Origin of the sequence: Bacillus sp. FSL E2-8900, assembly GCF_037966225.1 — a bacterium.
GTDB classification, from domain to species: domain Bacteria; phylum Bacillota; class Bacilli; order Bacillales; family Bacillaceae_G; genus Bacillus_A; species Bacillus_A cereus.
Genome location: NZ_CP150193.1, coordinates 1069756 through 1083332 on the forward strand (window position 1 = coordinate 1069756; position 13577 = coordinate 1083332).

Consider the following 13577-nt stretch of genomic DNA (forward strand, 5'->3'; position numbering starts at 1 on the left):
TTTTTTTCTGTTCACAAACTACTATTCTTCGTGAACGCAATCATCACATTTGTTATGGTATGCTTCGTGCTGCTCATCAATTTCTTTCCCGCAGTGTGCACAAGTTTTCGTCGGTAAATTTCTGAAAAACTCCATTGGTTGATCGATCATGTCAATCCCTCCATTTCCATTTCTTACTATCATTGTATTAGTACAAAAAATAAAAGTCAACAACTGTTTTATAACAAAATTGAAAATTAATGAAAAAGTTTAGGAAATGGATTATAGTTAACAATGTAGGATGTAAGCAAAACATGCATTTCTACTCGGTTTTAGAAAGGATGGATACATATGAAAATGACTGTTGTCGGCTTTTGGGGCGGCTTTCCAGAAGCGGGAGAAGCAACGTCGGGGTATTTGTTTGAACACGATGGTTTTCGTTTACTTGTAGACTGTGGTAGTGGTGTACTAGCACAGCTTCAAAAATATATAACACCGTCTGATATAGATGCAGTTGTACTGTCGCACTATCATCACGATCATGTTGCAGACATTGGGGTATTGCAATATGCGAGACTAATTACGAGTGCGACAACAAGGCAACTACCAGAACTACCAATATACGGTCATACATTTGATGAGAATGGATTCCATTCTTTAACGCATGAACCGCATACGAAAGGAATCCCGTACAATCCAGAAGAAACACTTCAAATTGGACCGTTCTCGATTTCATTCTTAAAAACTGTTCATCCTGTTACATGCTTTGCGATGCGTATTACAGCTGGAGATGATGCTGTAGTATACAGCGCTGATTCAAGTTATATTCCTGAATTCATTCCATTCACAAAAGATGCTGATCTTTTCATTTGTGAGTGTAATATGTATGCACATCAAGAGGCTGCAAAAGCAGGGCATATGAATAGTACAGAAGTAGCAAGTATTGCAAAAGATGCGAATGTAAAAGAACTTTTATTAACGCACTTACCGCATACAGGCAACCCATCTGATTTAGTAACAGAAGCAAAACAAATTTTCAGTGGTCACATTACGCTAGCGCATAGTGGCTACGTATGGAATTCATGAGGTGATACGATGTTATTTATTGATAATAAAGGAATTACAGACCCTAGAATAAACTTAGCGATTGAAGAATATTGTGTGAAAAATTTAGATATTAACGAAACATATTTACTGTTTTACATTAATGAGCCTTCGATTATCATTGGTAAAAACCAAAACACAGTAGAAGAAATTAATGCAGATTACGTAAAAGAAAAAGGTATTCATGTCGTTCGTCGTCTATCAGGCGGAGGCGCAGTATATCATGATTTAGGAAACTTAAACTTCAGTTTTATTACGAAAGATGATGGAGACAGTTTCAGCAACTTCAAAAAATTCACAGAGCCTGTAACGAAAGCGCTTAGTAAATTAGGCGTAAATGCAGAACTAAGTGGTCGTAACGACATTTTAGCTGAAGGTAGAAAAATTTCAGGTAACGCACAGTTCGCAACGAAAGGTCGTATGTTCAGCCACGGTACGTTACTATTTGACTCTGAAATCGATCACGTCGTATCAGCGTTAAAAGTAAAAATGGATAAGATTCAATCAAAAGGAATTAAGTCAATCCGTAGCCGCGTTGCGAACATTACAGAGTTCCTAAACGAAGAAATGACGACAGAGGAGTTTAGACAACTTCTTCTAGAAACAATTTTCGAAGGAGAAACAGAAATCCCAACGTATGAATTAACAGAAAATGATTGGAAAGAGATCCACAAACTTTCTGAAGAACGTTACCAAAATTGGGATTGGAACTACGGAAAATCACCGAAGTTCAACTTACAACATTCACACCGCTTCCCAGTTGGACAAGTTGATGTTCGTCTTGAAGTGAAAAAAGGAACAGTAACAGAATGTAAAATTTACGGCGACTTCTTCGGTTCATTAGATGTTCATGATATCGAAGAGCGTCTAACAGGCGTTCAGTTCGATAAAGATGCATTCACTGCAGCTTTAGAAGGCGTAGATATTGCACGCTACTTCGGTAACATTACAACAGAAGATTTCTTACATTTATTCTTCTAAAAATGAGGGAGGCTTCCATAACGGGCAGCCTCTTTCTTTTTGCGTAGATTGTCAGGTTTTGTCGGTAAGTCGATATATTTGAAAAATCGCCGATATAAACCGAGTTGCGCTGATATATTTGGAAAATCGCCGATATAAATTGAGTTGCGCTGATATAACTGAAAAATCGCTCATATAATTTCATTTACCAAAAAACATAAAATCACAGGACATTTGCCCCTCGTAAAGGAATATATATATTCAAAAGGAGGCGAATCGAAATGAAAAGGGTAATGTACGTTGTATTATTACTCAGCTTCGTCGTCGGAATGACAGCGTGTAGCAGTGGATCGCCCTCAAGTCGTACAATTTTGTCTATCGGAAAACCAGCGGAGGATAATGTTATATATTTTACGCATACAGATAACAAACGAAAGATACATGATATACAAGACATGTTTCAAAATAAGAAGTGGAAAAGAAATGAAACATTCAGCACTGTTAATAAAACACCAGATGTCATCTTATCAATAGATGAAGACAATACAGGGTTACCGACGTTATATGTTACGGTGTATTTTCATGAAGATGGAGCGGACGCTCTTAACTTGCACGGCGAGCATACGACGTTAAATAAAGAGGAACTTAATAAACTTAGAGAAAAGATGAATGCATATTATCCTAAAATGATTTCTGGTCTAGTTTCATAAATTACTTACAAATAAAATCCCCTTATTTTTCCAAAGTAAACTAAGAGAAGGTGGTCTGTCTATATGCAGTTAATAGAATATCACTTGCCACTTTAATTTTCTTTTAATATAATTAATTTAGAATTTTTAAATATTCTAAATTTTATAAAGGTGGGGTTTTTGTGAATCTCGTTCAATCTTTGGCTGAAACGGCAAAAAAGAAGGGGGATAAACCGGCTTATATATTTATGGATCAGTCGGTCTCATATGACCAATTAAACAAAATGGTCACAAGGTTTTCTGGCAATTTAGCAGAAATGGGCATTGGAAAAGGGGACAATGTCGCATTAGTTGTTGGGAACTCACCACATTTTTTGGTCGGTTTATACGGAACAATGAAAGCCGGAGCAACTGTTATTCCAGTTAATCCAATTTATACAGCAGACGAAATGCATTATATTTTACAAAATGGAGATGTAAAAACAATCATCGTACTCGACGTCCTTCTACCTGTTATACAATCTCTTACAACAAGACTTCCTTCATTAGAAAACATCATCATATGCGAAACCTCATCAGATTTTAACCATACAGAAACCGAAAAAATGAAAACGTTTACTAGTTTTGTGGGGACTGGAGATACAACTTACGAAGGTCCTGAACTAGATGAAGAAGATGTAGCGGTTATCCTATACACTTCGGGCACAACTGGAAAACCGAAAGGCGCTATGCTTACACATAAAAATTTATATAGTAATGCGAGCGATGTGGCTTCGTATTTACAATATACGGCTGATGACCGTGTTGTTGCGGCACTGCCTATGTTCCATGTATTCTGTTTAACAGTTGCGGTAAATGCACCGATTGTGAACGGGGCAACGATTTTAATGTTACCGAAATTTAGTCCGAAAGAAGTATTCCGTATTTGTCGTACGTACGAACCAACGATCTTTGCTGGCGTACCGACGATGTACAATTATTTATATTTATTTGAAGAAGCAAGTGCAGAAGATGTGAAGACGCTTCGTCTTTGTATTTCCGGTGGCGCATCGATGCCTGTTGCTCTTCTACAAAACTTTGAAAAACGTTTTAACGTTATTGTTTCAGAAGGATACGGTTTATCAGAAGCATCACCAGTTACTTGTTTCAATCCGCTAGATCGTCCTCGTAAACCAGGGTCGATTGGCACAAATATTTGGCATGTAGAAAATAAAATTGTAAATGAACTTGGGGAAGAAGTACCTGTCGGCGCAGTCGGCGAATTAATCGTTCGCGGACCTAACGTTATGAAAGGATACTATAATGCACCAGAAGATACAGCTGCGACATTGAAAGACGGCTGGCTATATACAGGTGACTTGGCGAAAATGGATGAAGAAGGTTACTTCTATATCGTTGATCGTAAAAAAGATATCGTCTTAGTTGGCGGTTATAACGTATACCCTCGTGAAGTAGAAGAAGTATTATATACGCACGAATCAGTAGCGGAAGTTGTTGTAATCGGTGTTCCTGATGAAAACTTAGGAGAAGCAGTGCGAGCTTACGTCGTTCTGAAACAAACGAACGTAACAGAAGAAGAACTAATGCATTACTGTACGTTACATTTAGCGAAATATAAAGTGCCGAAAAGTATTGAGTTTTTAATAGAATTACCGAAGAATACGACTGGTAAGTTGTTAAGAAGAGCATTGAGAGAGAAAGCGATGCAAGTGTAAAAATGAGGCAACCATCTTTGAAGGTGGTTGCCTCATTTTTATGTATTGATTAAGCGGTGGTGCCATATATTTAAACCTTCATATGACCAACAAGGAGGAGATATACGTAGAACAGAAGGAATTAACGCTTACGGCGAGTGCAATATCTTATTTGTGATATTATGGATGAAATGAACTCTGAAAATGATAAGAACGGTAATTTTAATCAAAATGGAGTAATGAACCGTGAATCAATGGCTACGGTGTTAGTAAATGCATATAAATTAGAATGGAATGAAAATAGTAAGTTACCAAAAGAATTTGCTGATTTGAAAAATCATTGGGCTCGAAGTATGCCAATATTTTAGTTTAGTAAGAAAATTCAAACTCCAAGTTGACACATATGAATTACAGAATTAAAATGAAAAGAAATCGAATACAATACATTAGAAGCTAATCAGATAAACTGAAGGCGCACAATGTTCACATTTGTGAATATATTGTGTGCCTTTTTCTATTGTATAAACTAAGGGGGCTTAACGATGAAAAAGTGGGGTAAGACAGCGTTTATGAAAAGTACAGGTGTTGTATTATCAGCAGTTGTACTTTTATCAGGGTGTGGTTCGGCAACATCCACTAGTAATTCTGAAGGAAGTGGAGATAAAAAAACAGTTGAGCTTTTAAATGTTTCTTATGATCCAACTAGGGAGTTATATCAAGATTTTAATAAAGATTTTGCGAAGTATTGGAAAGAGAAGCATGGGCAAACAGTAAATGTAAAACAATCACATGGGGGATCTGGAAGTCAAGCACGCTCTGTTATTGATGGCTTAGAAGCAGACGTTGTTACACTAGCACTTGCTTATGATATTGATGCCATTAGCAAGAAAAAACAACTAGCAGAAGATTGGCAGAAGCGACTTGCGAATAATTCCACTCCATACACGTCAACGATTGTATTTCTTGTTCGAAAAGGAAACCCGAAAGGAATTAAAGACTGGGATGATTTAACGAAAAAAGGTGTGTCTGTCATTACACCAAATCCAAAAACATCAGGCGGAGCACGTTGGAACTATTTAGCGGCGTGGGGATACGCATTGAAAAAATATAATAATAGTGAAGATAAGGCGAAAGAGTTTGTTAGCCAAATTTATAAAAACGTAGAAGTATTAGATTCAGGAGCGCGCGGAGCAACGACAACATTTGTTGAAAAAGGAATTGGTGACGTATTAATCGCATGGGAAAATGAAGCGCTATTATCCCAAAAAGAGCTTGGAAAAGATAAATTTGAAATTGTAACTCCTTCTATTAGTGTACTTGCAGAACCACCAGTAGCAGTTGTAGATAAAGTCGTTGATAAAAAAGGAACGAAAAAAGTAGCAGAAGGGTATCTTGAATATTTGTACTCAGAAAAAGGACAGGAAATTGCGGCAAAAAACTTTTATCGTCCGCGTAATGAAAAAGTAGCAGAAAAATATACATCCCAATTTCCGAAAGTTCAATTATTTACGGTAGATGAACTATTTGGTGGCTGGAAAAAAGCACAAGAGAAACACTTTAATGACGGCGGCGTGTTCGATAAAATTTATCAAAAATAATGCGTACTGCTAAAGGGGGATGAGGTGAAAGAGGATGAGGAAGAAACGTGTTTTACCAGGGTTTGGATTATCGCTTGGATTTACAATGTTGTACATGAGTTTATTCGTACTTATACCACTTTCTATCGTATTCATTCAAACTTCACAGTTAGGTTGGAAGAAGTTCGCTGGGGTTATAACGAACGAGCGTGTGTTGCATTCCTATCAAGTTAGTTTTACAACTTCATTTGCAGCTGCTATTGTAAATGCCATTTTTGGTTTATTAATAGCATGGGTGCTCGTACGCTACAAATTTCCAGGGAAACGACTATTAGATGGACTCATTGATTTACCGTTTGCACTTCCGACAGCTGTAGCTGGTATTACACTTACAACGCTTTATGCGGAAAATGGATGGATTGGGAAAATATTTAGTCTGTTTCATATAAAAGTAGCTTTTACACCACTCGGAATTATCGTTGCGCTTACTTTTATCGGTTTACCATTTGTCGTTCGAATGGTGCAACCAGTGCTGCAAAATATTGATAAAGAAGTAGAAGAGGCGGCTTCGAGTTTAGGTGCATCCCGCTTGCAAATATTTGTGAAAATCATTTTACCAGAGATCTTTCCCGCTCTTCTTGCCGGTTTTTCACTTGCATTTGCAAGAGCATTAGGAGAATACGGATCTGTCGTTTTCATCGCAGGTAATATGCCGATGAAAACAGAAATTGCACCACTGATGATTATGACGAAACTAGAACAATATGATTACGCGGGGGCAACAGCTGTAGCGACCGTGATGCTTATTATTTCTCTCCTTTTCCTTCTTCTTATTAATATGATTCAAAGCTGGAGTAGAAGGCATGAACTAAAAAGTGAATAGGGGGAGAGAAAATGGAACCAACAGTATTAGAAAAGAAAATAGTAAAAAGCGTATCAGCTAAAAAAGAATCTAAGCTTGTACCAGGCGTATTAATTACGATTACAGTTTTATTTTTATCTCTCTTTCTATTACTGCCACTCATAACTATTTTTCTAAAAGCCTTTGAAAGAGGGATGGATGTATACTTTGCCGCTATCACTGATCAAGAAGCATTTTCAGCAATTAGGTTAACGCTTCTCGTTGCGTTAATCGTTGTGCCGCTTAATACGATATTTGGGATAGCGGCCGCGTGGCTTATTACAAAGTTTCAGTTTAAAGGAAAACAAGTATTACTCTCTCTTATTGAACTGCCGTTTGCTGTGTCGCCAGTTATCGCAGGATTAGTATTCGTTTTACTTTTCACACCGAGGGGTGCTCTTGGCGAATGGTTACTTGAACATGGAGTGAAACTCATTTTCTCTGTACCAGGCATTATTATCGCAACAATCTTTGTAACCTTCCCGTTCGTTGCACGTGAATTAATTCCGATTATGCAGGCGCAAGGGAAAAGTGAAGAAGAGGCAGCTTTATCACTTGGCGCAAGTGGCTGGAAAATGTTTTGGCGCGTTACGCTTCCGAATATCAAATGGGGTCTTTTATACGGCATGATTCTATGTAATGCCCGTGCTATCGGTGAGTTTGGAGCCGTTTCTGTCGTATCAGGTCACGTGCGTGGCATTACGAACACGATGCCGCTCCATATTGAAATTTTGTACAATGAATATCAATTTTCAGCAGCATTTGCAGTAGCGACGTTAATGTCATTAATTGCAGTGTTTACACTCGTTATAAAAAACTGGATTGAATGGCGAATGGAAAAACGACAATAAGAGGGGGATTACGGTGAGTATTCAAATTCAAGGTGTATCAAAGCAATATGGTACATTTCAAGCACTAACAGACATTCATTTGGATATTCCAAAAGGCGAACTTGTTGCCTTATTAGGCCCGTCAGGTTCTGGGAAAACGACGTTATTACGCATTATTGCAGGATTAGAAGAAGCGGATGGAGGCTCTATTTCATTTGATGGAGAAGATTTAACAGACATTCACGTGAAAAACAGGCAAGTCGGTTTCGTCTTTCAGCACTATGCGCTCTTTAAGCATATGAATGTATTTGAGAATGTCGCTTTCGGTTTAAAAGTAAGAAAGAAAAGCTTAAGACCGTCAGCAGAAGCGATAGAAGAAAAGGTAACAGAATTATTAAAGCTCGTAAAAATGGATGGCTTTGCTAAACGTTATCCAGCGCAATTATCTGGTGGACAACGTCAACGTATTGCACTAGCCCGAGCACTTGCAGTCGAACCGAAAATTTTATTACTCGATGAACCGTTCGGTGCACTCGATGCGAAGGTGAGAAAAGAATTACGCAGATGGCTCCGAAAATTACATGACGAATTTCAAATTACGAGCGTATTCGTAACACATGATCAAGAAGAGGCGTTAGACGTTGCAGACCGCATCGTTGTAATGAATGAAGGCTGCATTGAACAAATGGGAACACCGGAAGAAGTATATGAAAACCCAGCAAGTCCGTTTGTATATGACTTTTTAGGAAATGTAAATTTATTTCACGGCCGCGTTCATAAAGGAAAGCTAAATGTAGGATCGGTCGAACTAGAAGCACCAGAGCATAAGCACGTTTCCAACGTAGACGGAATAGCCTACGTAAGGCCGCATGACTTATCAATCTCTCGTACGAAACAAAGCATAGATGCAATCCCGGCAAAAGTATCCTATTCTCACGCAGTCGGAAATATCGTATATGTAGAATTAAAACGAGACGGAACAGATGAATATTTAGAAGCAGAAATTACGAAAGAACAGTTCAAGCAGTTGAACATTCAAGCGGGTGATTTCGTATACGTACAGCCGAAAGAAGTGAAAGTGTTTATTCCGGAGGATTTTGTAATTTAAATAAAAACCGAACCACCATCTAAATGGAGGTTCGGTTTTCTTTATTTTTTCTCTACTAACTTTTTATTCTTCCAATCTAGTGTAAATGATTTATTAAATGTTTTTTGATCAACGTCTTTTACGTTGTTTCCAACCCAGTTTGCAGTTCCGAATGTGAAGCCTGGACGAAGTTGGTAGTCATCGGCGTGTTTTGTATAAGCGACTTGTAAGTTAGATTGATCTGTATTTTTTTCAGAGATAACAACAGCAATCATACCAGGAGAGAAACCGCTATTTGTTAATGCTGGAAGTTGATCCATCGGTATTAAATTACCTTTTGCATCAGATTCATATAGGTATGTGCGAGAGTACATGAACAGTTGGTTTCCATATAAAGAATGATAGGAGTCACGTGTGTAAATACCCCAGTTTTGATTGTTATATCCGTTAAAGAATACGTTCCACTTTACGTTTTTGTTCGTTTGGTCAATTAAATTTGTTTTATAACTAGTTTGTTTATAGCTTACAGAGTCAGACCAAGTGACTTGACCAGTTGCACCAACTTCACCGCTAGGGCCATTAGGCGTTACAGAAGCTTTAACAGAGCCACCAAGTTGATAAGATACGCTAGATGTTACAGTCGTTTCTTCTACAGCATTTGTAGGTGCTACGTTAAAGAAACGAGCGCTGTTATCTTGAAGGTTAAATGCAACATCATATTGTGAAGGATAACGTAATGTTGCACTAGCACCAGGGATTGGGTAGTTATCAATAGGTGCATCACTTATAGTAGGATTTGCTTTTAGAAAACTACCAGTTGTATTAATAACGGCAATCTGTTTATCAGCGCTTGGGTCATCGATAAAAGTTACCTTTAAAGACATTGTCATATTATCAGTTTGATCATTATTAAATGTATTATAGCTCGTATGTGTTTTTGCATTTTGTCCGATATCTGTTACAACTTGCGATGTTGTTTGAGCATAAGCAGCAGGTGTTGAAAGAGTTACAGCGCTACTAGCAAAAACAGCAGATAATGCTAAACATTTTAAGTATGTTTTAGAACGTTTCATCCAATCACTTCCTTTTATCTTTGTCGATATATGTCGTATTACATTTATATCGTAACATGAAAATAAAACGGAATGGATGGTTATGCATAATTGCATAGGTGAGTTTTGAACGATAAAGATAATAGAATTTCATCCAACACTTAAGACTCAAAAATGTCCATTACAGCCGTTCTTAAAAATTTTAAGATAATATGTTTATCAATGTTCTTATTATGAAGATTGAAGCGCTTAATATTTACGTTATAAGTGCATAACAAGTTATAATAAAAGAAATCAATAAGGAGGCTGGCTGTGAAGAATCTTCGTTATCTCAATATATTTACCATATTAATTATATACACACTACTTATGTTTTACATCGGCTGGAACGGATGGGTTTGGCTTCATGCGGTATTTGGCTGGGAATCTTGGGGATATTATGCTTTTATAGTCGCATTTATTTCATATGCGTACATTCTCGTGCAAGTGTTTAAGTTTTTGCCATTTCTGCGAACGATAGGTTCGATTTGGTTTGCGGTTATACAATATGCGCTTATGCTGTTGCCATTAGCTAATATTATGGTCTTTCTTTTACAGTTTTCAGTAGAGAAAGAAGCGGCAATTATTTGGACAGGAACGGCCGTGTTACTTGCGTTTATCTTTATTTTTGCATACGGAGTATTCAACGCATATAGCCCAGTAGTTAGAAAGTACGAGGTGCACATACCGAAAAAAGTAGAGGGACGTAAAAGTTTACGCATTGCGATGGCTTCTGATATGCATTTCGGTAAACTGTCTGGCTTTTCGCATTTAAAAAGGCTTGTTCGTCATGTAAATGAGATGGAACCTGATATTATTTTACTGCCAGGTGATATTATCGATGATCATCCAGGTGTGTTCATTCAAAAGAATATGGGACCAATCATGAAACAAATGAAAGCACCATTAGGCGTATATGGTGTTTTAGGGAACCATGAATACTATGGTAGAGCGGTTCCAGAGTTTTTACAAGAGATGGATAAGATTGATATTCGTATTCTTTTAGATGAAGTAATTACAATTGAAGATGACTTTTATCTCGTTGGAAGAAGAGATAAAACAGAGCGAGATCGTCAAAGCTTTGAACAATTAATGAGTACGGTAGATAAATCGATGCCTGTTATCGCAATGGATCACCAGCCATTTGAGTTGAAACAAGCAGCAGCGGCAGGTGTAGATTTATTATTATCCGGTCATACGCACCGCGGACAAATGGCGCCCAATCATATTGTAACGAGAAGAATGTACGAGCTAGACTGGGGATACGCACAAAAAGGCGCGTTCCACGCAATTGTTTCTTCTGGATTTGGGTTTTGGGGACCACCGCTTAGACTTGGTAGTAGGTCGGAGATTGTGCAGGTAGAAGTTACATTTGAATAGGGGTTATGAAATAGAGAGCTGATGGCTCTCTATTTTTTTTAATAAAAACAAATAACAATAAATATTTATGTTGGTGCTAATTTCATAAAAGAGATAAGATTATAAGACTCGATTAAAATAAAGGGGGATTGTAAGTGATCATATCAGATGTACTATACGGAGAATTTGAAGTGGATCAAGTAGTAGAAGAATTAATTTCAAGTAAGTCTATGCAAAGGCTAAAAGGTATTCATCAAAATGGCGCAAGTTACTTAATGAACGAGAAATGGAATGTAACGCGCTTTGATCATTCAGTTGGTGTTATGTTATTAGTTAAAAAATTAGGTGGTTCAGTAAAAGAACAGATTGCTAGTTTACTGCATGACGTATCGCATACTGCTTTTTCCCATGTGATTGATTACGTTTTTGATAATGAAGATGAAAGTTATCATGAAGAGATATTTAGTTCTGTTGTGAAAAACTCAGAAATTCCAGCGATTCTTGCGAAGTATGGTTATAACTATGAAGATATTTTGTTAGATGATTCGAAATGGACGTTACTCGAAAGGTCAGCACCAGAATTATGCGCAGACAGAGTGGATTATACATTACGAGATATGTATACATACGGATATATTTCTTTAGAAGAGGTTCATAGATTTTTAGAGGATATTATCGCAGTAGAGGGGAAAATGGTTGTTCAAAGTGTCGAAATGGCAGAATGGTTTACAGAAACGTATTACAAAGAAGTAATTGATTTCTTTATGAAACCAATGAATATTTACGGAAACGATATGTTAGCGAAAACGTTAAAGTTATCTCTTCATAAAAAGGTTATTCATGCAGATGATTTTCTTCTTGAAGATGAGGAGCTTATTTCGAAATTGCAGCAATGTAATGACCCCGAAGTAGAAGCTTTATTAAGCAAAGTTCATCCAAATGTAAAGGTAAAAGAAGATAGAAACGATTATGATTTACATCAGAAAAATAAAGTGCGTCTTATTGATCCGCCGTTACTTCGTGAAGATGAAGTTATTCCAGCATCTGTTGTGTCAGAAAACATAAGACAGATGAGTGATATTGCTTATGAAAAAGCGGTGAGAGGGATGTATGTGAAAGTGATTTCGAATTAAAAAGGAAGTAGCGCATCGTTTTTAGAGCGCTACTTCTTTTTTATTAATGATCAAACCAATTCCAAATCTCAATATCTCCAAGAGTCGCATAACGTACGTGCGGGGAGTTTTGTAATTTTAATAACTCTTTCGATGGGCCAGTAATAACAATTCCGTATACTTTTACACCGTTGTCCTTTACATATTGATAACGTTTATCTAAGTTTAGTTCTTTCTCAGAAAGCGCTGCTATTTTGCTTACCGTTTTTTTATGGATAGAAAGGATGCGCATCATTTCGGTTACTTTGTCTTCTTGCGTTTTCTGCCCGTCAGTTTCATTAGCGAGGAATCTTACATGTTCTGGAAACCCTATAGCTTCTCCGCCATGTAGGATATAGTCATCTACATTTTTTCTTTCTTGTCCTGTATCTAAAGCGTACCATAAAGGAGTTGGAGGGAGTTCTTGTGCCTCGAATATGCTATATAGAAGCGGTTCTAATTCTTTTAAAGTGTAAGCTTTATCAAAAGAAATTGCTACTTCTGCAACGGTCCCATCATGTACTTTTGCAAGTGTATCCCATACTTTTTTTGATGAATCTTTTAAATAATCACCCTGCTCTGTTTTTGGATGAACAAAGAAGAGTTTTGGTTGATAGAACGGATTCATCCAAGTTTGCTTCGTGATATCTACAGATGATAAGAAGCTTTTTGTTTCTATTGTACCGAGGGGCATTTCTTTTTTACCGATGGTTCTTACTAAATCAAATTGGCTATTCGTACGGAAAAAAGCTTCTACACTTGTTCCGCCTCCCATAACGCGGCTATTTGGGATAGTTGCTTCAAGTGCAAGCGAAGGAACCTCTCTAATTTCTTTTAGCCTTTTATCATTATTAGATTGAAAATAAAAGGCTGATAATACCCCGCCGATTATATAGATAACGATGCAAATTGATAATATAAAACCAAACGTTTGTAAACGATGTTTCCACTTAATTCTCCAAAAAGGAATTTTAAGATCTTTTGGAGGTAACTTTTTCTTAATTGGTTCTGTTTTTGTTAACAGCTCATCTAAGTAAGCTTCACACTCTTCACATGACTCAATATGACTTTCTAACAGTTCTTGTTCATCATGCGTGAGCGTTCCATTTTCATACTTCTTCCATAGTTTTTTAAATTCTGCACAGCCCATCTGTA

14 protein-coding genes and 1 pseudogene are annotated in these 13577 nt (G+C 37.2%); 11 read left to right on the forward strand and 4 right to left on the reverse strand.

The annotated features are described in order from the left end of the window. Window positions 1-21: 21 nt before the first annotated feature. The gene (gene yhfH, locus NST90_RS05505) at window positions 22-150 is read right to left on the reverse strand and encodes a protein YhfH (protein ID WP_000567010.1); all 129 of its coding nucleotides are present in this window, start codon (window positions 148-150) and stop codon (window positions 22-24) included. Between the two features lie 180 nt (window positions 151-330). Here yhfH and NST90_RS05510 point away from each other — a divergent pair, with 180 nt between their 5' ends. The 9 genes from NST90_RS05510 to NST90_RS05550 all read left to right on the forward strand — a co-directional run bounded on the left by NST90_RS05510 (window position 331) and on the right by NST90_RS05550 (window position 8842). Then, on the forward strand, window positions 331-1065 hold the full coding sequence (locus NST90_RS05510) for an MBL fold metallo-hydrolase (RefSeq protein ID WP_016122068.1): 735 nt from the start codon (window positions 331-333) through the stop codon (window positions 1063-1065). A gap of 9 nt (window positions 1066-1074) precedes the next feature. Continuing rightward, entirely contained in the window at window positions 1075-2064 is a 990-nt protein-coding gene (locus NST90_RS05515; protein ID WP_000897277.1) for a lipoate--protein ligase, read from the forward strand. Between the two features lie 260 nt (window positions 2065-2324). After that, a complete protein-coding gene (locus NST90_RS05520) occupies window positions 2325-2753 on the forward strand; it encodes a hypothetical protein (RefSeq protein ID WP_000832638.1) in 429 nt (142 codons plus the stop codon). 161 nt (window positions 2754-2914) lie between these two features. Beyond that, entirely contained in the window at window positions 2915-4447 is a 1533-nt protein-coding gene (locus tag NST90_RS05525; protein ID WP_006916060.1) for a fatty acid--CoA ligase family protein, read from the forward strand. Window positions 4448-4617: 170 nt separating this feature from the next. After that, a complete protein-coding gene (locus NST90_RS05530; protein WP_001986183.1) occupies window positions 4618-4794 on the forward strand; it encodes a hypothetical protein in 177 nt (58 codons plus the stop codon). Window positions 4795-4968: 174 nt separating this feature from the next. Next, window positions 4969-6024, forward strand: a complete 1056-nt coding sequence (locus NST90_RS05535) for a sulfate ABC transporter substrate-binding protein (RefSeq protein WP_025710372.1) — start codon at window positions 4969-4971, stop codon at window positions 6022-6024. 34 nt (window positions 6025-6058) lie between these two features. Next, the gene (gene cysT, locus NST90_RS05540; protein ID WP_001227879.1) at window positions 6059-6886 is read left to right on the forward strand and encodes a sulfate ABC transporter permease subunit CysT; all 828 of its coding nucleotides are present in this window, start codon (window positions 6059-6061) and stop codon (window positions 6884-6886) included. Window positions 6887-6897: 11 nt separating this feature from the next. Further along, window positions 6898-7755, forward strand: a complete 858-nt coding sequence (gene cysW, locus NST90_RS05545) for a sulfate ABC transporter permease subunit CysW (RefSeq protein ID WP_000433861.1) — start codon at window positions 6898-6900, stop codon at window positions 7753-7755. Between the two features lie 13 nt (window positions 7756-7768). Further along, the gene (locus NST90_RS05550; RefSeq protein WP_000027093.1) at window positions 7769-8842 is read left to right on the forward strand and encodes a sulfate/molybdate ABC transporter ATP-binding protein; all 1074 of its coding nucleotides are present in this window, start codon (window positions 7769-7771) and stop codon (window positions 8840-8842) included. Window positions 8843-8883: 41 nt separating this feature from the next. On the opposite strand, the gene cytK2 is transcribed toward NST90_RS05550, so the two are convergent. Then, complete coding sequence (gene cytK2 / locus NST90_RS05555) at window positions 8884-9894, reverse strand: beta-channel forming cytolysin CytK2 (protein WP_231009183.1); 1011 nt, start codon at window positions 9892-9894, stop codon at window positions 8884-8886. A gap of 143 nt (window positions 9895-10037) precedes the next feature. After that, window positions 10038-10151: pseudogene (locus tag NST90_RS05560) on the reverse strand (TetR family transcriptional regulator); the annotation flags it as partial. 34 nt (window positions 10152-10185) lie between these two features. Between NST90_RS05560 and NST90_RS05565 the strand changes: the two are divergent. Next, window positions 10186-11292 (forward strand): metallophosphoesterase, encoded by a 1107-nt coding sequence (locus tag NST90_RS05565; RefSeq protein ID WP_231009182.1) that lies wholly within the window; start codon window positions 10186-10188, stop codon window positions 11290-11292. A gap of 134 nt (window positions 11293-11426) precedes the next feature. Further along, window positions 11427-12404 carry an HD domain-containing protein gene (locus NST90_RS05570; RefSeq protein WP_231009181.1) on the forward strand — a complete coding sequence of 326 codons (978 nt, stop codon included), beginning with the start codon at window positions 11427-11429 and terminating at the stop codon, window positions 12402-12404. A 43-nt stretch (window positions 12405-12447) separates the two neighbouring features. On the opposite strand, the gene NST90_RS05575 is transcribed toward NST90_RS05570, so the two are convergent. Then, entirely contained in the window at window positions 12448-13572 is a 1125-nt protein-coding gene (locus NST90_RS05575; protein ID WP_048534189.1) for an anti-sigma factor, read from the reverse strand. Between the last annotated feature and the right edge of the window lie 5 nt (window positions 13573-13577).

Coding starts and splice junctions, on each gene's coding strand:
- yhfH (WP_000567010.1), bottom strand. CDS start 150: ATGATCGATCAACCAATGGAGTTTTTCAGAAATTTACCGACGAAAACT.
- NST90_RS05510 (WP_016122068.1), top strand. CDS start 331: ATGAAAATGACTGTTGTCGGCTTTTGGGGCGGCTTTCCAGAAGCGGGA.
- NST90_RS05515 (WP_000897277.1), top strand. CDS start 1,075: ATGTTATTTATTGATAATAAAGGAATTACAGACCCTAGAATAAACTTA.
- NST90_RS05520 (WP_000832638.1), top strand. CDS start 2,325: ATGAAAAGGGTAATGTACGTTGTATTATTACTCAGCTTCGTCGTCGGA.
- NST90_RS05530 (WP_001986183.1), top strand. CDS start 4,618: ATGAACTCTGAAAATGATAAGAACGGTAATTTTAATCAAAATGGAGTA.
- NST90_RS05535 (WP_025710372.1), top strand. CDS start 4,969: ATGAAAAAGTGGGGTAAGACAGCGTTTATGAAAAGTACAGGTGTTGTA.
- cysT (WP_001227879.1), top strand. CDS start 6,059: ATGAGGAAGAAACGTGTTTTACCAGGGTTTGGATTATCGCTTGGATTT.
- cysW (WP_000433861.1), top strand. CDS start 6,898: ATGGAACCAACAGTATTAGAAAAGAAAATAGTAAAAAGCGTATCAGCT.
- cytK2 (WP_231009183.1), bottom strand. CDS start 9,894: ATGAAACGTTCTAAAACATACTTAAAATGTTTAGCATTATCTGCTGTT.
- NST90_RS05575 (WP_048534189.1), bottom strand. CDS start 13,572: ATGGGCTGTGCAGAATTTAAAAAACTATGGAAGAAGTATGAAAATGGA.